Genomic DNA, 19,016 nt, shown 5'->3' with positions numbered 1-19,016 from the left:
CGGTCACCTCCTCTCGGAATGAGTTCCGGAGCGCTCCGGCGAAAGACCGTCACGCCAGGCCGATGGGTCGGGGTGGAAGAGCCGCCGACCGCCGAACCTCAGGCGGGTGAGGAAAGCGAGCTGCCCGGAGATCCCCGCGCCGTAGCCGCTGGTGACGTCCTTGCCGCCTTCGTCCGGCAGCACGGCCCGGCCGTTCCGGTAGATCCGCCGCGCCCACATCAGCTGCGCGATCGACTCCGCCCAGGCCCGGTAGGTCGGGTCGCCGGTCGCACCCGCCAGGTCGAGCAGGAAGTCGCCGTTGCCGGGAAGTCCGTGACAGTAGGCGGTTCCCGCCCACTGCCGGGTCGCCATCACCGCGCGAGCCGCGCCGATCGAGGCTTCGAGGTAGCGCTCGTCGCCGGTCTCGGAGTAGAGACGGCACAGGAAGGTGCCGATTCCCGCCGAGCCGTTGCACCACCACACCGGTGCCCGGGACGCCCCCGGACAGTCCGGCCAGTGCACCGCCCCGGCATCGACGCTCGACGCGGTCAGCAGCGTGTCGCCGCAGCGCCGAGCGGCGTCGGCGAAGTCTTCACGTCCGGCGGCCCCCGCCGCGGCGAGCAGGAACGCGCCGATCCCGGCCACCCCATGGGCGAAACCGTAGGATCGATATCCGGCCAGGTCCGAATCGAACGACATCGGGATCGTCCACAAGAGACCGTCCGGCCCCGGATTCGCGGCCGCCAAAACGGACTCGGCACAGTGAACCGCGCGACGGGCGAGTTCCGCGTCACCGGTTTCACCCGCCAGGTAGAGAAAACAGGTGCCCAGCCCCGAGAGACCGTGCGTGACGTCGGGGTTCGGCCACGCCATGATGAGGCTCTTCACCAGCCGCAGGGCGCGGTCGGTGAGATCGGGGCGCCCCAGCGCCCGGCCGGCGTCGTACAGCGCCCAAGCTGTCCCGGAGAAGCCGAAATACAGGCCGGGAAGACGATGGTGCTGACCGTCGAGATGCCCGAGTATCCGGGACAGCACGATGTCGTAGAGCTGCTCGACGTGTGTGCCGTTCTCGCTGAGCTTGGCCAGTACGGCGAGGGTTCCCGCGAGCCCGTGCTGGACGGAACAGGGTTCGTTCAGCTCCCCGAACCCGGTTTCGGGCCAGGGCCTCGGCGCGGGTTCGCCCGCGGCCGTGTCGACCAGATGTCCGAGTGCTCCCTCCACCAGTTCGTCCCACTGCTCCGGAGCCCAGAGCAGTTCCCTCGAACCGGTGAGCGCCGGTGCCGGGCTTTCGGTCAGCTCGACGACCTCCGCCAGAGGCATCCGCTCAGCGGGGTCGGTGCGCATGAGCCCCTTGATCACCCGGCTCAGCGTCCGCGACACAGGCCGGGACAACGGCGGGGCGAGCCATTCGGCCACTCGTTCCTCCAACGGGCGTACCTCGGGGAGATCTTCGGCGAAGTCGGGGTTCACATGGGCGATCTGATGCAGGAGCGTGGCTCCGAGACTGAACAGGTCCACGGACGGATCCGGGTCCACGCAGGCGAACTGCTCCGGCGCGCTGAGCCCCGGGGTTCCGCTGCCGGCACCGAGCACCACCCACTCGGCCGGGGTCCCGGCGCGGACCGCCGCGAGTTCGAGGTCGATCAGCCGGACGGAGCCGTCGGGCATGGCCAGCAGGTTGTTCGGGGTGAAGTCACGGACGACGACGCCTCGTCGGTGCAGGCCCCGCAGCAACCGCGCGAGCTTTCCCGCCAGAGCGGCGCTTTCCGCGGGGTCGAGCTGTCCCTCACCGTTGCGCAGGATGTCGTCGACCCGCTCACGGAACCCCACGCCGTCCAGGAACTCCTCGACCAGGAAGACGTGCTCCTGCTGCTCGAACAGATCGAGGTACTCCGGAACGAGCCCGGTGCCGGCCAGGTGCCGCAGCACGAAACCTTCGTGCCGCAGGTAGTCGCGCGCGTCGAGACCCTCGCGATCGGTGCCGACGTGCGGCCGCGCCTCCTTGACGATCACCTCGCGTCCAGTCTCCCGGTCCAGCGCGCGGTAGACGCCGCCCTTGTTGGCGTGGCGGACCACCCTCGTGACCTCGTACCGGTCCCGCAGCAGCACCGACGCCGCCGGAGCGTTGTCCTCGCGTCCGAACGGGTCCGGAAGCCAGGACGGAACCTGGAAGAAGCCCTGCCTCCGGTCCTCCACCGGCGCGCCGTTCTCGTCGAGGACGCAATCGCGATAGCCGCCGTCGTGGGTCAGTGTGCGGTAACCGTCGAACGCCCCGTAGCGGTAATGGACCAGGCTTCCCGGGCGATATCGGGCGTCGGAAAGGATCGCCGGACCGGACAGACCCGCGGTCGCATCGTGCAGCTTCTCGGCCAGTTCCAGCAAAGAATCACGATCCGGCGGATAGACGGTGATGAATTTACCGGAATTACCGCGCGGGCACCGGAAGTCGTTGAGTTTCAGTACACCGGCCGAAGTGGAGGCGAATTTGAACTGCGCCGAAGAGGCGAGCAGGATCGGCAAACAGGCCTGCAGCACCCACGGCGCGGACAGCACCGTGGCCGAAACATGCAGCTTCCAGCCCTGGACACGACGTTCCTCCACGGGAGGATGCAGGTAGGTCCAGATGTCGGAACGTTCGAGCAGCCAGCCGGAAAGCACGCAGCCCGCCAGAGATTCGGCAACCAGTTCGTCGGGTTCCGGGAAATCCACTGACAGCGCCACCGTCCGCGGCATGGTCTGGAGATCGTCTTCTTCACGAACAAGCGGGAGAGCCATTGCGTGTCCTCGACGTGGTCGGTTTGAGGACACGAACGTAGGCCGCGGTGAATCCGCTCCGACAGAGCAGAGGCACTACTCAAGTCCGTAATCGGACGGGTCTTTCGATTACTCAATGCGAATGGAGCATCGTCGCTTGACGTATCCCGGTACCGCATCAAGGCTGGGACGAAAGGGTTTCCGCGGATGACATCTGAGGGGGGTGCCACCTTGGATTCGACGTGGCCGCTGGCAGGACGGCGAAGAGAGCTTTCCTCGATCGACGAAGCGCTGGCGGGGACCACCGGTGGGCTCCTGCTCGCCGGTCCGCCGGGTGTCGGGAAGACCCGGTTGCTGCGGGTCGCGATGGATCGCGCGGCCGCGGCCGGGCGCCGCGTCGAACTCCTGGCCGCGACCGGAGCGGGATCGTCGATCCCGCTCGGCGCGGCCTCCCATCTCCTGCCCGTCACCTCATCGTCCGACGAAGAACCCGACCGCACAACACTTTTCCGGTGGGCGTCCGCAGGATGGGACGAGGACGGCGCGGTCCTCGCCGTCGACGACGCCCATCTGCTCGACGAAGGGTCGGCGGCACTGGTCCATCACCTGTGCACCCATCGGAAGGTCGTCGTGGTGGCGACGGTGGCGACGGGAGCGAGCACACCGGACGCGATCTTCACCTTGTGGAAGAACGGGCTGGTCCGCCGAACGGAAGTCCCACCGCTGTCCGACACGTTCGTCGACGATCTGATCGGACATGCCCTGGACGGCCACGTTCCGACCTCCGTCCGGACGCGCCTGCGCCGGTTGGCCGACGGGAACCCGTTGCACCTCCAGGCCTTGGTGCTCGACGGTCTCGAATCCGGTGCACTGGTGCAGGAGAACGGGACCTGGCGGTGGCTGGGGCCGGTGGTCGGCGCGTGGCGGCTGCACGAGCTCGTGGAGGCGCGGCTGCACAGTTGCGACGCGGACGTGCGGGCGGTCGTCGAGCTGGTGGCCTGCGGTGAACCCTTGCCACTCGAACTGGTCGAACCCGAACCGGGACTGCTCGCGGCCGAACGCGCCGGACTCCTCGAAGTCACCGGCGATGGACGTCGCTCCGAGGCCCGGCTCGCCCATCCGATCTACGGCGAAGTGCTCCGTTCGGCCCTGAAACCCTTGCGCGCCAGAGAGATCCACCGGACCCTCGCCGAGCGTCTCGGCGCGACCTCATTGCGCCGCAGGGACGATCTGCTGCGCCTCACCACCTGGCAGCTCGCCACCGGTCTGCGGCCGAGCGTGCCGGACATGCTCGCCGCGGCCCGGCAATCCCTTGCCCGCCACGACCTCGTGCTCGCGGAACGGCTCGCGCGCGCCGCCGTCGACGCGGGATCCGATCAGGCGCGGACCCTGCTCGCCGAAGTGCTCAGCTGGTGCGGACGGCATCAGGACGGAATCGCGGTCCTCGCGGAGAGCGGGCGGTCCGAACCGAGCGGCTGGACCACGACCAGGGCGAGGCTCCTGTACTGGGGACTCGCCAGGCACGACGAGGCCACCACGATGCTCCCGGACGACCCGACGGTGACCCGGGCGCTGATCCTGCTCGCCGAGGGGAACTGCCAGGAGGCGCTCGACATCGCGCTCAAGATCACCGACCTGGAATCGGCGCCGATCGACGCGAGGCTCTGGGCCTTCACCACGGCCGTCAACGCCTACGCGATGCTGGGCAAGGCCTCGACGGCGCTCTCCTTCGCACGCCAGGGCCGGCGGCTCGCGGAACGTCACGACGACCTTGTCCGCACCGGATTACCGTATCTCCGGCTCGCCGAGGGGTACACGCTGTTGTTCGCGGGCAGGCTCTCCGAGGCGCAGGACGTCGCGGAAGACGGTGGTCAGTCCGCCGTGCAGGTCGGCGATCCCGGCCTGATCGCGGCGTGGTCGGCGCTGTCCGGGATGATCTCGCAGCTGCGAGGGGAACTTCGCGCCGCCGTCACTTCGCTGCGCGAAACCGTCGCCATCGAAACGGCTCAGGACCCGACCGGCAGCCTCCACCTGCACGAAATGATCCTCGCCGGAACGCTGGCGATGAGCGGAGCCGTCGACGAAGCGGCCGAACTCCTGGACAACGCCGGTCCGGACCGATCGCGAACCGCGGTCAAACGGCTCTTCCGGCCACACGCCGAAGCTCATCGCGCCTGGGTCAGCGCCGCCCGCGGCGACGTCCGTGGCGCCGCGGAGATCGCGCTCGGTGGTGCGGCGCTCGCCCGGGACGCCGGAATTCCCTGTATGGAAGCGGTCGTGCTGTACGAGGCCGCGCGGTTCGGCGCGGCGAGACAGGTGGAGAAACGCCTGAAGGTGCTCGTAGAGAGCGTCGAGGGCGACCTCGCCCGCGTCTACTGTGACGCCGCCGTCGCGCTGGCGGCGGGCGACGAACCCGGCCTGCTCGCCGCAGCGGACGCCTTCGCCGCACTGCCCGCTCCCCTGCACGCCGCCGAGATGCTGACAGCGGCCGGGCGAGTGGCGCAGGAGGCGGGACATTCACGGCGAGCGGGTGCCGCCCTCGCGAGAGCACGGGAGTTGGCGCGATGTTGCCCGACCTCGCGGTCTCCGGGGCTCGACAGTGGCGAGGGCACCCAGCAGCTCACCCCGAGGGAACGCGAGGTCGCCCGGCTGGCCGCGAGCCAGGAGACGAGTCCGGAGATCGCGCGCCGGCTGCGGCTGTCCGTCCGGACCGTCGACAACCATCTGGCCCACGTGTACGACAAGCTCGGTATTTCCAGCAGGATCGAACTCACCGCGCTGTTCCGGTGAACAGCTTGTGCCAGGGGGCGCGACTCACGTGATCAGACGACCGGGGTGATCAGGCCGTAGTGCCCGTCGTACCGGTGATAGAGCACGTTGCCCCGCGCGTGATCGAGGTCGAGGAAGAACAGGAACGGCAAGCCGAGCAGGCCGAGCCGGTCCACCGCGTCGTTCGTCGCCAGGATCGGCGCCGGTTGCCCGCTGACGGTCACCGCGAGCCGGAACGGACTGAGCCGGTGCGGCCCCGGCGGCGTCGACTGCGCCAACCGGTGCAAGGTGGGGCCCGCGTGGTAGAGCACGCTGTCCTGCCCGGTACCCGATTCCGTGAACAGGTGGAAATCGTAGTCGAGCAGGTGCATCTCGAAGAACGCGTCGTCCACAGTGGAGCGAGCGAGGGAGTAACACTTGCGCCGCACGATCTCTCGTTCGTCTTCCAGCCTGGAAAACCTTCGAGTTGGCTGACCGGAGGGCGAATCGTGACGCCATTCGGCGGGATCGACGTCCGTCCACCGCCCGCGCCTGGCCTCCCAGTGGAGCACGCTCCGCTCCAGCTGGCGCCGCAACTTCGCGTCCAGACGGTCGATCGCCTCTTCAGCGGTCGGCGCGACGACCTGTGCGCGCAACCGCCGTCCGCTCACGTCGAGGTTCGCCTGGGCGACCACGGGTTGCTCCATGGCGGGATTCCCGTGTCTGCTCAACCGCACCGACGCGGCGAGCACCGGCCGATGAGCGAGCCCGAAGAGCCGTTTCACCTTCCGCCCGGCACGTTCGGCGAGGGCGGGCGGAAGATCGCCGCGCACCTTCACGTGCACGTCCGGTGTCATCTTTGTCCCGGTCACGTTCGGTCTCCCTTCACCGACAGGGGTTGCTCGTCCCGGATCTCGAACGCGGGAACCACCCCCGGACGGACGACGGCGATCGGGCATGGCGCGCGTCCCGGCGAGTTCTGATCGACCGAGCCGAGCAGGAGTCCGCCGAACCCGCTGTCGCCACGGGTCCCGACCACGATCAGCCCGGCGCGCTCGCCGTATTCCATCAACACCCGGCCCGGACGCCCCCTGACCACGAGGCACTCCGATACGACGTGCGGGAACTCCGCGGCGACCCGGTTGAGGTGGTTTTCCAGGGAGCGCAGGAAGAACTCGCGCGCTCCTCCCGAACCCGCGGGATCGATCTCACGCCAGGTCTTGAGCACCGTCACCGGCACGCCGAGCGTCGAGGCCTCCTGGAACGCGAACCGCACCGCCGCGGCCGAGCCTGCCCAGTCGTCCACCCCGACCAGCACCGGTCCCGACCTGCTCCGATCGCCTCGGACGACGATGACCGGGCAATGACCGTGGACCGCGAGCGCGAGTCCCGACGATCCCAGCGGCAACCGGCCGGCGCCGGTGAGCCCACGTGAACCCAGCACCACCACCGCCGCCCGCCACGACTCGTCGACCAGCAGGGCACGCGGGTCCCCGGATCTGGCCTCGGCTTCGATTTCCAATGTCGGCTCCGACGTCCGGGCGACGTTTGCCGCGATCTCAAGCCGTCTGGCACCGGTCGCCCACATGGCCTCACGGACCTCGGCCTCGGTGACCTCCAGGTTGGGATAGTCGTGTCCCGGCGGGACACAGGCGTGGACCAGCCGCAGCGGCCGCCCGCTCCGCACTGCTTCGCCCGCCGCCCAGCGCACCGACCGCAACGCGGCTTCGGAGCCGTCGACTCCCGTCGTGACGGGTTCACGCTTCCCCATCGACACCACCGCCTTCCGGTCAGCCGATCCTTCGAGCCGAAGCGAACCTTCTGCCGAGCGCCGCACCCCACTCGCGGAGACCCGTGCGCGAGCGGACGTCGCCCACCACCATCGCCCGCATCAGCGTTCTCCTTGTCCTGCGGTCGAAATTCCCTGGGACGCCTTCGCGACCGCGAAGGCGACGAGCGCCACCGCACCGGCCAGCGCGGCGGCGCCGATGAGCAGCAGCGACCAGGCGAACCAGCCGAGCGCGGGAACGGTCGCCCCGGTTTCGGAACGGACCTGGACGTCCGGCGATCCGTCGGCGTTCATCACCACGACCGTCCAGTCCCCCGGCTCATCGGGCCAGCTCGCCGCCCGCGACCCGGGTCCACTGGACTTCACCTTCCAGATGTCCCTGGTCTCAGGTGGTCCCGGCGAGTCGGGGCCCTGATGCGTGACCACCGCACCGGAGGAGAGGTCGGTGACCGTCGCGTACGCCGTTCCCGCGAGGTACCGCTGGACGTCCTGTGACCTCGCGATCCCGATGAAGACCGGCTTCCGGGTCACGTCGTCCGTCACGGTCACCCGGAGATCGCCCAGCGCGCCCAGCGCAGGCACGGAATCGTCGGCGGCACGGGCGAACCGGATTCGTTCACTGGCCAATGCGAAGGTTTCGGTGCGATAAGACGCCGCGGTGGTCAGATAGCCGTCGCTGTCACGAGCGACCCGATCCAGCCACAGGGCCGTGGCACCGCCGGTGAGCAGTCCCATGGACGTGAGGCCGAGAACGATGCCCACGACCACCGCGACGATGCGACCCGGCGTCCAGCCGGACTCGCCCGGTTTTCGCGCGGGCGGAACTCCTTCGCCGGTCGGGTAATCCGGCTCCGCTCCGCCGGTGTCGAGCCGGAACGGCGGGTACTCGTCCGTCATCAGCGCGGCGTAGGCACCGACCCGGACGACCCAGCGATCCATGCCCAGCACGAAATCGTAGATCGGTTTCGGATACTCGCCGGTGAACAGCAGCACGAACCCGGCGATGAGCACCAGCAGGCCGATGAGTCCGCCGGCGCCCCAGCTGAACCCGTCGTCGCCGGACCGCCAGGCCAGCCACAGACCGCCGCCCGCGAACAGGCCGACGACGATGTAGTGCGGGATCGCCAGCAGCCACCACTTCACCAGCACGAGTCCACGCGACAACCGCTCCGGGTAAACGATTTCAAGCCTCGCCGGGTACTCCGGGACGTCGGCGAGGGTGAACGGCGGATAGCGATCGGTGCCCAGCGCCGCGTAGGCGTAGTAGTGCACGCGCCAGGACCAGCGCAGCACACCGACGTTGAATTCGAAGATCGCTCTCGGATATCGGCCGGTGGCGAGGATCGCGAAGAAGGCGAACACCGTCAGCAGGACGAAGGCCGGCCACAGGAACGCGAGCACGGCATAGTGCGGGATCGCGAGCAACCACTTCACCAGCCACAACCAGCGGGACAGACCGGGATCGAGCCTGGCTTCGACACGAACTGCCTGGTTCACGACTCCTCCTCGACGCGGAGCGGACAGCTCGACGATCCGGGATTCCGCGCCGCCTGGACAGGAACGAAGGACCCTGCCAGGCGGGTCCTCCGGCCCTCCTCGGCGTCGCGAGTCGCAAGAACCATGGGGAACACCACTGACCGAAGGGAACTCCAGTGATGCCTTACGGACACTATTACGGCGGCAGCGGCTGGCTCGGCGTGGTGCTGATCCTCGCCATCGGCGTCATCGTGATCGCCGGCGTCGTCACCGTCGCGGTGATTCTGCTGCGCCGGTACGCGAAACCTGCCTCCAGCCACGACGACGCCTTGCGGATCCTCAACGAACGCTTCGCCCGCGGCGAGATCGACAAGGACGAGTACGAAGAGCGCCGCGCCTCGATGCGAAGCTGAGCCGACCGTCGCTCAGAAGCCGTGTCCGAGCACTTCTTCGACCGCGCGGCGCGGGCTGGCCGGTACCGCCCCGGAGGGGTAGCCGAACCGCATTAGTGCCTGCGGGAAACCGGCGAGTTCAAGGTCTTCGCACAATGTGGAGCGGACCTCGGGCAGGTGCAAAGGCTGGGTCAGCACCGAGCCGACCAGACCTCCGTCGACCGCGTCGAGCCAGGTGGTCTGCAACGCGTGACCCGCCGCCAGGTGATCGTGCCGGGTGTCGTCGAGGGTCAAGAACACGAGCAGCGTCTCTTCGGCCAGCCGTCGCGTCAGGACCGCGCTGTCCGGCAGCGCGGTGGAGGGCCGCACCAACCCCGCCCACGGCAGCGAACCCGGCGGAACTGCTGTCGCGGAGAGACCAACCCCGTGCCGATGGGAGACCTCGTCGCGGATCGTCCACAAGGCGAGCTCACGCTGATATCCGTGGTCGTGCTGGTGAGCCTCCGCCGCGAACTCGAGCAGCTCGGCGACGCGCGTCAATTCCAGCTCGTCGAGGATCGGCTTGGCTTCCACACCCGCCGAAGCGGCGGTGACCACCAGGTCGCCGATCCGCTGACGCGTGACCGGCCGTCCGGAGAAGCGTCTTCGGTAGCTACGCCGTCGCTCGATGGCGGAGTACCGGTGCAGGTCGGCGGCGGAAGGCAGCGTCCGCTCACCCGGTGCGAGCGAGGCGACCACGTCCGGGCGGCCCGGTTCGGGGAAAGTCTCCGTGCGCGGCTCGTACCCGAGTACGCGGATGGCGATCTCCAGGTTCGCGAGCGCGGCCCCACAGGAGATCACGCGGTCGTGGCCCAGCGGATCGTGTTCCGGGAGACTCAGGTCCCGGCGTTCGACCAGCAGCAGCCGGTCGCCTTCGAACTCCAGGAGCCACGGCTGGGTGTTGTGCACCGAAGGCGCTCGCAGCAAGGTCCGTGCCAGTACCTCGGTCTCCGCCGTCGACCAGACCTCTCGCCGCACCATGTTCCCGCCCTCCGCGCTCGTGCCGGGTTCCCACCGTGCGCCGAGCCGGGGGCCGGTGCGCAGGTACGGAGGGCTCGGATCACCGGGACCTAAGCCCCGGCGTTGTCCGGTGAAGGACCAAAGCCCTCCGGCGGCAGGACGTCCAGGCCGGTGTGCCGGTACGGACACTGGGAGTACCTTCGGCACACGGCCAGGATCCTGCGGCAGGAGGACGAGCCATGGCGACCAAGGTGTTCCTGGTCGACGACCACGAAATCGTCAGGCGCGGGCTTTTCGACCTGCTCGGCAACGAGCCCGACATCGAGATCTCCGGCGAAGCCGCGTCGGTGTCGGAGGCCCTCACCAGGATCCCCGCGAGCGACACCGACATCGCGGTGCTGGACGTCCGCCTCCCCGACGGCACCGGCATCGAGCTGTGCCGCGAACTGCTCTCCACCCGGCCGGGTCTGCGCTGCCTGATGCTCACGTCCTACGCCGACGACGAGGCCCTCTTCACCGCGATCATGGCGGGCGCCTCCGGGTTCGTCCTGAAGCAGGTGCTCGGCAACGACCTCGTCTCCGCGATCAGGACCATCGCCGACGGCGGCTCCCTGCTCGACAGCCGCACCACCGCCGCGCTGATGAACCGCATCCGCCGGGAGAACGACCGCGAGGATCCGATCGCCGGGCTGTCCGAGCAGGAACGGGCGGTCTTCGAGCTCATCGGTGAAGGGCTCACCAACCGCGAGATCGGCGACCGGCTCTTCCTGGCGGAGAAGACCATCAAGAACTACGTCTCCCGGATCCTCGGCAAACTCGGCATCCAGCGCCGGACACAGGCCGCCGTGCTGGCGACCCAGCTCAAGAAGGAGGACCGGATCCCGCTCTTCGGGGACCACTAATCGCCGCGCGACAGCGGAACCCGCCACGCGATCCTGGTCCCACCGCCTTCGCGGTCGGTGAACTCGGCATGTCCCCCGCACCTCTCGGCTCGCTGAGAAAGGTTGTCGAGCCCGCTGCGCCTGCCTGTCGACGGCAGCCCGACTCCGTTGTCGCTGACCTCGATGGCGAGTTCGGTGTCGGCCTCGACGGTCACGGAGATCTCGTCCGCGCCGGAATGCCGGATGGCGTTGCTCAGCGCCTCCCGAACCACGGCTTCGGCGTGCTCGTACAGCTCGGGCGGAACGAGGGTGTCCACGGCGCCGGCGATCCGGACCGACGGCGTCACCGCCAGAGCCGTCGTCAGTTCGGTGACGACGTCGAGCAGCCGCCGTCGCAGGCCGGCCGACTCTTCGGCTCCCGCGGTGTGCAGGTCGAAGATCGAGGTCCTGATCTCGCGAACGGTCCGGTCGAGCTGCTCGACGGCCTGGGTGACCCGGTTGCGGGCGAAGTCGTCCGGCACCCTCGGCAGGATGCTCTGCAAGCTCATGCCGGTGGCGAAAAGCCGTTGGATGACGTGATCGTGGAGATCCTGCGCGATCCGGTCGCGGTCGGCGAGCACGTCCAGCAGCCGCTGATTGCGTTGCTTCTCGGCGAATTCGAGTGCCACCGCGGCCTGGTCGCCGAACGAGGACAACATCGGGATCTGGTCGGCCTTGAACTGCTGAGTGCCCTTCTCCCGGCTGGCGACCAGAACGCCGCCGACGCCCGCCGCGCTGGTCAGCGGCGCCACCGCCCCGGGACCGGACAGCGCCTTGTCCACCGAGGTGAAGACCGTGCCGAGGTCGGCGATGAGGCAGGTCTGCCCGGCCTCGAACACCTCGTCGAGCAGCGGATGCTCGCTGGAGATCGACTTCCCTTGCAGGACACCCTGCCGCTCGCCGGAGATCGCGGTCACCGTCAGCTGTCGCGTTCCCGTCGCACCTTCCTCGGCCAGCAGGATCATCACCTCGTCGGCCCCGGCCAGCTCCCGGACGCTCGTGACGATCAGCCCCAGCGTGTCGATCACCGAAGCACCGCCGAGCAGCTCGCCGTTGACCTTCGCCACCGCCTCCAGCCACCGTTCCCTCGTCCGTGAGCGTTCGAACAGCCGCGCGTTGTCGATGGCCACGCCCGCCGCGGCGGCGAGCGCCTGCAACACGACCTCGTCGTCCGCGGTGAACTCGGCGGCTCCGCGCTTCTCGGTCAGGTACAGGTTCCCGAACACCTCGTCCCTCACTCGGACCGGAACGCCGACGAAGCTGTGCATGGGCGGATGGTTGGCGGGGAAGCCGACCGAGGCCGGATGCGCCGACAGATCCGGGACCCGGACCGGCTGCGGCTCTTCGATGAGCAAGCCGAGAAGCCCTCGTCCCTCGGGCAGATGCCCCATCGTCGCCCGGATCTCCGGCTCGATGCCGACGTACACGAACTGGGAGAGCCCGTCCTCGTCACCGAGCACGCCCAACGCGCCGTACTGGGCGTCGACCAGCTCCACGGCGGCTTGGACGATGCGCTGGAGGGTCGAGTCGAGTTCGAGCCCGGTGCCCACCGCGAGGACCGCGTCGAGCAGCCCTTGCAGCCTGTCGCGGGTCTTCACGATCTCCGAGAGCCGCTCCTGGACCTCGTGCAGCAACTCGTCCAGCCGTAGCCCGGTCAGCACCGCCGCGCTGGGCGGAGGCGGACTGCCAGCCGGTCGCGGCTCGGCCGACATCGCCGGTCTCCTTCCGGTCGGATGACGACTCGTTCATCGTCAGGACCGGCCTAGCGTTCCACTCAGCGGACCCGCTGCCAAGACATGACACGGCCAATGCTCAGGGACGACCCGGCCGGACGTACCGGCGACGGCCGGAATGCGCCCGACTCACCCAGCCGGATAGCCCAAGCGCATGATCAAGCCGGGGCACCGGGAAGCGCCAGTTCGGCGATCAACAGACTTCTGATCGCCGGCACCCGAAGTGGGCGCGTCAGAGTGGTGTCGGAGGCCGACCTGCTCACCCGTCTGGACCATCGCCGCCGACGAGTCCGTCACCGCCGCCGTGGTCTCGCGCCGCGACCTGCTTTCCACCTTCCGCCGGCCCGACGACGACATCCGCGCGTCCGTCGAACACGATGTCCTCGCGAAGACGCTGCGGGTGCCACCCGGTCAGGCCTCGGTCACCGTCGCCGGCGGCGTCGTCACCCTTCTCGGCAGGCGACCGGCGGCTCGCCCGCGTCTCTTCCCTCCAAAGAGGACAACGATGAAAAGTACGAGTCTGGCCGTCCTCCGCGTCACCATGGGGTCGCTCTTCCTGCGGGCGTTCGCGGACAAGGCATTCGGTTTTGGCTACGCCACGACGTCGGCCAACGCCTGGGTCAACGGCGGCTCGCCGACGAAAGGTTTCCTGAGCCACATCGACGTGGGGCCGCGCCGGGACACTGCGCTCGCGGGCAGGCGCCCCTTGGGCGGACTGGCTGTTCATGATCGGTCCTTTGTGGAGCACAATCGCCGGCTTCGCTGAAACCACCATCGGGATGCGATGCGGGCGGAAATCCGGCCACACAGCGTCCCGATGACAGCCCGGTGTTCACCCGGTCAGTCCGTTCTTCGTCGCCGCGCGCCGGATCGCACTATGCTGCGCACTCGTGCCCGGCCCCCGTCCACCACCCAGGCGGTAGCGATGCTCGACCGACCCGGCTACACCGCGATCGACCTGCGGCCCCTGGCAGGCGATGCGGGCACCAGCGCGTATTCGGTCAGTGACAACGAATTCGTCGTCGGCGAGTCAGGCTCAACACCGGCCCGCTGGAACCGCGAGGGCGACCCGTCCGCCTTGGCCGTCCTCGACGGCTACTCTGGCGGGCGTGCCTGCGGTGTCAACAAAACCGGGGCTATCGCGGGAATTCTTCACATCGGCGACGACCTCCGGCCGGTGCGCTGGGATCCCACCGGCGAAGTACAGGGTCTCGAACTGCCCGACGGCACGGTCTCGGGTGCGGTGAACCGGATCAACGAGCGAGGTTCGATGCTGGGCGGCGCGATGGAACCCGGCTATCGCTGGCGCGCGGTGCGGTGGACTTCGGAGGGTCGGCTGATGGAACTCGAACCGTTGACGGTCGGTGGTGAGACCCAGGCACACGACCTGAACGAGCTGGACGAGGTCGCCGGGACCGCCAAGGACGTCTCGGGCGTACGCACCGCGGTGCGCTGGAGTGGTTCGGGAGAGGTCAGCCGGCTGCCCTCGCCCCGTCGCGCGACCGCCTGCTGTGTCAACGACGAGGGCGTGGTGGCCGCCGACGGAGTGTCGTGGAGCCGCGACGGCCGGGCCACCCTGTTGACCGGTGGCCCGGCTTTCCGGGCCGGGCAGACGCTGAAAATCACCAACACCGGGGCGACGATCGGCTGGGGCGCGACGACGGACGGGCAGCAGATCGGCGTCCGCTGGAATCGGTCGGGTGAGCCCACCGTGCTGCCCCCGCTGCCGTTGGACACCGCCAGTACCTGCTTCGACATCAACGACGCGGGCCTGGTCGTCGGCGAGTCGGCGGGCGGCACGACAGTGCGCCCGGTCTGGTGGGACGAGAACGCGGCACCGCACCCGCTGCCCTCCCCGGACGGCTTGGACGCCATCGTGGCTCAGCACATCACGACGACGGGGAACGTCATCATCGGCTACGGCTACGACCGCGCTCGAGCCACCTATCGCGGCATCGCCTGGTATCGCTCCTGATTCTTCCCGAATCCAGGTCCAAGATCAGACGATCGGACCGGGCTCGTACGAGACCGTCGCCAGCAGGCGGCCCAGTCTGGTCTCGGGCGTCCGCGCCGGGGTCGCCGAGTGGCGCGCTGTATTCGACCCGTGGTCCTTCACGGTCGACGTCGCCGCTTCGAGTTCCTTCAGATGAATGTCCAGTACCTGATCGACCGTGTCATTCCGGCCGCGGCTTCTCGGTGACGACGGCTTCGAGCGGACGCCGCGGGGTCGGGACCCCCGGGTAGCCGTAGCCGAGCCGGAAAAGGGTTTGGGGGTAACGGTTTCCGCCGATCAGCTCGCGCAGTTCGGCACGTGTGGACGGGATCTCCATGGGTTGGGAGTAGAACGAGGCGCTCAGTCCCGCCGTGGTCGCGGAGAGCAGGACCCGTTGCATGGCCCGTCCCGCGCGGAGCCGGGTCTCCGGCCTGTCGTCGGGGGTCGTCAGCACAGCGACGACCGGGTCCCGCTCGAACGGCCGCGAAACCTCGCTTTCGTGGAAATGCCGGACCGGCAGCAGGCCACCCGCCGACCGGGGTCCGCCGGCGAAAGCCGGTACCCCGTCGTACCGGCGGTCCCCGCCGGTCCAGGCTCGCGACTCCGCCCGGTACGCGTCGTCCTGGGTCAGCAGGTGGTCCGCACGCCTGATCAGCGACGCGGTCGCTTCGAGCAGGCCCGCCTCGTCGACGAGGACCAGGCCGGCGCCTTCCGCGTGTGCGGCGTGCTTGGCGGCGGCCCGCAGGTGGGCGGGTACCGCTTGATCCGCGAACGGGCGGCGATTGCTGTACCGGCGCGGAATGGCCGCGACGAGCCGCAGTTCCTCGGAGCTGGGCCGGTGCCTGCCGCCGAGTTCGACTCTGGCCAGCAATGACGGCCGCGTCGGGTCCGGCAGGAACTCGACGCCCGAAAGCCGTCGCGCGGCGGCGATCGCGAGATCCACGTTCAGCAACGCCGCGCCGCAAGCGAGCCAGGCCTCGCGGCCGTCGGGATCGCACACCCGCAGCACGCGGTCCCGGTCGAGGTGTACATCGATCACCTCGGGCCCCACCTCGAAGAACCAGGGCTGGGTGTTGTGCGGCGACGGCGCTCTCACCGCTGCCTTCAGCGCCGTGGTGATCACCGGGAAATCGGTGAGGATCATCCTGCGCTCCTAGCCGGTCGTTGGAGTTTCCAGCCTGTCGCGGTGCCCGGTCGCGCGGGAGTGCCGTGGGCCCCGTCGAGCCGGGACCTTCGGCACCGCCGGATCCCGGGACACCGGTGGTCCGGCCGAAGGACCATCTCCTCCCTGGCTCTTCAGCCCACGGACGGATCCCGGTCCGGCACGGGTATCCGCTCGCGGCCGCGGTCGCGCGGACCCGTGAAGAACTCGCGGTGGAGGTGGACGTGACGTGCCACGTCCGCACCGGTGACCCGGCTTCGGAACTGCTGTCCGCCGCACACAGCGCGGATCGCGACCGCGTCCACTGTGGACCATCGTTCGAGTGCCTGAGCCACCACCGCGGCGTCGTCACCGGCTTCCGGTAGCGACCACGCCGCCGTCCGAACTCCAGTCCGGATTTCCGGGAGGTCCTCCCCGTGCTCGACGATCCAGCGCCGGTGGCGCTCCCGCGCGTCGGGCCTGGCACCCGGTCGATCACCAGCTGGAAACGGAACCGGCAGCGGTCACCGGGCGGGCCTCGGCCGGACCACCATCACCGGGCATTCGGCGTGATGGGCCAGTGCCTGGCTGGTCGAGCCGAGCAGGAGGCCGGTGAAGCCACCGCGTCCGCGGCTGCCCACGACCACGAGCCGCGCCTTCGCGCTCCATTCCAGCAGGACCTGTCTCGGCCGGTCACGCACGAGCGAGCGTTCCACCGCGACGTCCGGGTACTTCTCCTGCCAGCCCGCCAGGCGTTGCGCGAGCAGTCTGCGTTCGTCGCCCTCGATGGACTCCCACTGCGTGACCAGCCGAGCCATCCCGTAGACGTCGTCATAGGTGACATCCGACCAGGCGTGCACCGCCACCAGCGACGCCTTCCGGCGCGACGCTTCCTCGAACGCGGCCGCCAGGGCCTTTTCGCTCAAGGGGCTTCCATCGACCCCGACGACCACCGGCCCGGTATCGGGGTAGTTCGTCGTGCCTTTTCTTCCCCGGAGCACGACCACGGGGCAGTGCGCGTGCGCGATGATCGCCGACGCCGTCGAACCGATGGTCATCTCCCCGAAGAATCCCTTGCCCGTCCCGCCGATCACCACCATCGCCGCCGACTTCGACACGTCGACCAGGATCGCGACCGGCGAATCCGTGGGCATGAGGGTGTCCACCCGGACACCGGGAACCGCCGCCCCGGCCGCTTCCACGGCTTCGTCGAGGATTCGCCGCCCGTCCGCGGCGAGTACGTCGAACCATGGCGCGGGGCCGGCGAGCCCGCCGCCGTACGCCCGTTGCTCCACGTGGAGGGCGTGCACGATCAGCAGGCCGAGGCCCCGTTCGGCGGCGCACGCGGCCGCCCAGCGCACGGCCGCGCGTCCCGGCTCGGCCCCGTCCACCCCGACGACGATCCTGTTCAGCGCGGCAGTCATTCCTCGCCCTCCTGGTAGGTCACCTTCGCTTGCACGACACCGGGAATCCCTTCGGCGATGACCTTCGCCACGTGGTGGTCCGTGTCGCTCCCGTATCGGTCACCGATGCGGACCAGGCCGTCGTGGACGTCCACCGTCCATCGGCCCGGTCCGCCGTAGATCGCGAGGTGATGCCGCACGTCGGCGGCGATCGCCTCGTCGGCCCGGGCGAACGCGCGGACGAAGTCGCCCCGCGTGAGGATGCCCACCACCTTCGCACCGTCCACGATGGGCATCGCGCGGATCCTTCCGTCGAGCAGTGCCCTGCCGACCTCGGCGAGATCCGACCCGGCGCTCATCCCGGTCACGGGCGTCGTCATCACCTCGGCCACTGTCGCTCCCGGCGCCGCCTGACCGGACGGCTGCTTCGCCGACCGGATGTCGTCGGGGAACCGGTCACGGATCAGGTCCGCCTCGGTCACGATGCCGATCAGGCGCTCGTCGTCATCCACCACCGGAAGGGCGGTGAAGCCGTGTTCCGCAAGCACTTCGGCGGCGTGTTTGGCGGTCGTCTCCGGGGTGACGGTCACGACCGGTCTCGTCATCAGGTCCCTCGCCCGCATGCCCTCTCCCACCTCACGATCGCGCGTCGACATCGGTCTCGATCGGCTCTGCGGGCCGGATGACGGCGACGGGACATTCCGCATGGGCGACCAGTGCCTGGCTCGTCGAACCGAGGAGCATTCCTTCGAATCCGCCTCGTCCCCGGCAGCCGACGACGACCAGACGGGCCCGGGTGCCGAATTCGAGCAGGGTGCGGATGGGCCGCCCCCGGCGTACGACGACCTGGACCGGAACCTCCGGGTACTTGTCCCGCCAAGGGGCCACTTGCTCTTCGACCGACTTCCGCTCGTCAGACTCGATCCTGGCCGCGTCGACGTCGAGGAAGTGCGGCCGGATCGCGCCGTGGTCGAAGACTTCGGACCAGGTCCGGACGACGATCAGCTCGGTGTCCCTCAACCTCGCTTCGTCGAAGCCGAACCCGAGGGCGGCTTCACTGGTAGGAGAACCGTCCGTGCCGACGACGATCCCGCCCTTCTCGGGCAAGGGGTCTTCGGGCCGACGTCCGCGGGCCACCACGATCGGGCAATGGCCGTCGCGCGCGAGCGAAACCGCGGTGGAACCGATCAACGGTCCGGTGAACCCGCCCAGCCCTCGTGACCCCAGCACCACCATCGTCGCCGTCGTCGATTCTTGGATCAGCGCGGGAACCGCGCTCCACTCCCGGACAGCGGTCTCGACGACCAGCTTCGGAAACCGGCTCAGGATCGCTTCCCGCGCCTGGGAAACCCATTCTTGGCCCTGTCGCGCGAATCCCGCTCGAATCGCGTCCTCCGGGGGAAGGACACCCGACATCTTCGCGACCGGGACCCGGTAGACGTGGACCAGCCGTAGCGGCAATCCGCGTAGTGAAGCGTCGTCCGCCGCCCACAACGCCGCGGTCCTCGCGGGCCGGGAACCGTCGATCCCGGCGACGATCGACCCTTCCGTGACGACCGGCATGCCTGCTCCTCTCGACGTGTTTCGACGGCCCCAGTCTCGAACGAAGGAGCAGTCTGATCGCAGAGGATGAAGTCACGCGGCCCTTGGCCGTCGGTCCCGTTCACGGTGCGGCGCGGCCCGGTACGA

At 69.2% G+C, this 19,016-nt stretch carries 16 protein-coding genes; 6 read left to right on the top strand and 10 right to left on the bottom strand.

Annotated elements, in window-relative coordinates:
* Positions 1-3: 3 nt before the first annotated feature.
* Complete coding sequence (lanL, locus tag B0293_RS30780; protein WP_005159929.1) at positions 4-2,754, bottom strand: class IV lanthionine synthetase LanL; 2,751 nt, start codon at positions 2,752-2,754, stop codon at positions 4-6.
* 186 nt (positions 2,755-2,940) lie between these two features.
* Between lanL and B0293_RS30775 the strand changes: the two genes are divergently transcribed.
* Entirely contained in the window at positions 2,941-5,523 is a 2,583-nt protein-coding gene (locus tag B0293_RS30775) for a helix-turn-helix transcriptional regulator (protein WP_245191987.1), read from the top strand.
* Between the two features lie 32 nt (positions 5,524-5,555).
* On the opposite strand, the gene B0293_RS30770 is transcribed toward B0293_RS30775, so the two are convergent.
* From B0293_RS30770 to B0293_RS30760, 3 genes are all read right to left on the bottom strand, one after another.
* Entirely contained in the window at positions 5,556-6,353 is a 798-nt protein-coding gene (locus B0293_RS30770) for a ribosome hibernation promotion factor (RefSeq protein ID WP_005159923.1), read from the bottom strand.
* Positions 6,350-7,252: a universal stress protein gene (locus B0293_RS30765; protein ID WP_039918785.1), complete on the bottom strand. Its 903-nt coding sequence runs from the start codon at positions 7,250-7,252 to the stop codon at positions 6,350-6,352. Before B0293_RS30765 ends, B0293_RS30770 begins: the two co-directional genes overlap by 4 nt.
* A 120-nt stretch (positions 7,253-7,372) precedes the next feature.
* On the bottom strand, positions 7,373-8,767 hold the full coding sequence (locus B0293_RS30760) for a DUF4389 domain-containing protein (protein WP_005159921.1): 1,395 nt from the start codon (positions 8,765-8,767) through the stop codon (positions 7,373-7,375).
* Between the two features lie 158 nt (positions 8,768-8,925).
* Here B0293_RS30760 and B0293_RS30755 point away from each other — a divergent pair, with 158 nt between their 5' ends.
* Positions 8,926-9,159 carry an SHOCT domain-containing protein gene (locus B0293_RS30755; protein WP_039918746.1) on the top strand — a complete coding sequence of 78 codons (234 nt, stop codon included), beginning with the start codon at positions 8,926-8,928 and terminating at the stop codon, positions 9,157-9,159.
* Positions 9,160-9,171: 12 nt separating this feature from the next.
* Here B0293_RS30755 and B0293_RS30750 read toward each other — a convergent pair whose 3' ends face one another.
* Positions 9,172-10,158, bottom strand: a complete 987-nt coding sequence (locus tag B0293_RS30750) for an Acg family FMN-binding oxidoreductase (RefSeq protein ID WP_039918744.1) — start codon at positions 10,156-10,158, stop codon at positions 9,172-9,174.
* A gap of 218 nt (positions 10,159-10,376) precedes the next feature.
* On the opposite strand from B0293_RS30750, the gene B0293_RS30745 reads away from it, so the two are divergent.
* Positions 10,377-11,039, top strand: a complete 663-nt coding sequence (locus B0293_RS30745) for a response regulator transcription factor (RefSeq protein WP_005159916.1) — start codon at positions 10,377-10,379, stop codon at positions 11,037-11,039.
* On the opposite strand, the gene B0293_RS30740 is transcribed toward B0293_RS30745, so the two are convergent.
* Positions 11,036-12,769, bottom strand: coding sequence for a sensor histidine kinase (locus B0293_RS30740; RefSeq protein ID WP_005159914.1), 1,734 nt, complete (start codon positions 12,767-12,769; stop codon positions 11,036-11,038). The two genes, B0293_RS30745 and B0293_RS30740, sit on opposite strands and share 4 nt — an antisense overlap.
* 526 nt (positions 12,770-13,295) lie before the next feature.
* On the opposite strand from B0293_RS30740, the gene B0293_RS30735 reads away from it, so the two are divergent.
* Positions 13,296-13,556: a hypothetical protein gene (locus B0293_RS30735; protein WP_407640110.1), complete on the top strand. Its 261-nt coding sequence runs from the start codon at positions 13,296-13,298 to the stop codon at positions 13,554-13,556.
* Positions 13,557-13,715: 159 nt separating this feature from the next.
* Positions 13,716-14,765 carry a hypothetical protein gene (locus B0293_RS30730; RefSeq protein ID WP_005159909.1) on the top strand — a complete coding sequence of 350 codons (1,050 nt, stop codon included), beginning with the start codon at positions 13,716-13,718 and terminating at the stop codon, positions 14,763-14,765.
* 199 nt (positions 14,766-14,964) lie between these two features.
* Here B0293_RS30730 and B0293_RS30725 read toward each other — a convergent pair whose 3' ends face one another.
* On the bottom strand, positions 14,965-15,927 hold the full coding sequence (locus B0293_RS30725; RefSeq protein WP_005159906.1) for an Acg family FMN-binding oxidoreductase: 963 nt from the start codon (positions 15,925-15,927) through the stop codon (positions 14,965-14,967).
* A 65-nt stretch (positions 15,928-15,992) separates the two neighbouring features.
* On the opposite strand from B0293_RS30725, the gene B0293_RS30720 reads away from it, so the two are divergent.
* Positions 15,993-16,310, top strand: coding sequence for a hypothetical protein (locus B0293_RS30720; RefSeq protein ID WP_005159904.1), 318 nt, complete (start codon positions 15,993-15,995; stop codon positions 16,308-16,310).
* A gap of 138 nt (positions 16,311-16,448) precedes the next feature.
* On the opposite strand, the gene B0293_RS30715 is transcribed toward B0293_RS30720, so the two are convergent.
* The 3 genes from B0293_RS30715 to B0293_RS30705 are packed head-to-tail and all read right to left on the bottom strand — an operon-like array spanning position 16,449 to position 18,890.
* The gene (locus B0293_RS30715; protein WP_005159902.1) at positions 16,449-17,348 is read right to left on the bottom strand and encodes a universal stress protein; all 900 of its coding nucleotides are present in this window, start codon (positions 17,346-17,348) and stop codon (positions 16,449-16,451) included.
* Entirely contained in the window at positions 17,345-17,950 is a 606-nt protein-coding gene (locus B0293_RS30710) for a CBS domain-containing protein (RefSeq protein ID WP_005159899.1), read from the bottom strand. Before B0293_RS30710 ends, B0293_RS30715 begins: the two co-directional genes overlap by 4 nt.
* A 13-nt stretch (positions 17,951-17,963) precedes the next feature.
* Positions 17,964-18,890 carry a universal stress protein gene (locus tag B0293_RS30705; RefSeq protein ID WP_005159896.1) on the bottom strand — a complete coding sequence of 309 codons (927 nt, stop codon included), beginning with the start codon at positions 18,888-18,890 and terminating at the stop codon, positions 17,964-17,966.
* Positions 18,891-19,016: the final 126 nt, after the last annotated feature.

It is taken from the genome of Amycolatopsis azurea DSM 43854, from assembly GCF_001995215.1.
Lineage (GTDB): Bacteria > Actinomycetota > Actinomycetes > Mycobacteriales > Pseudonocardiaceae > Amycolatopsis > Amycolatopsis azurea.
The sequence above is the reverse complement of the archived record's forward strand: the minus strand, read 5'-3'. Positions and strand labels throughout refer to the sequence as shown.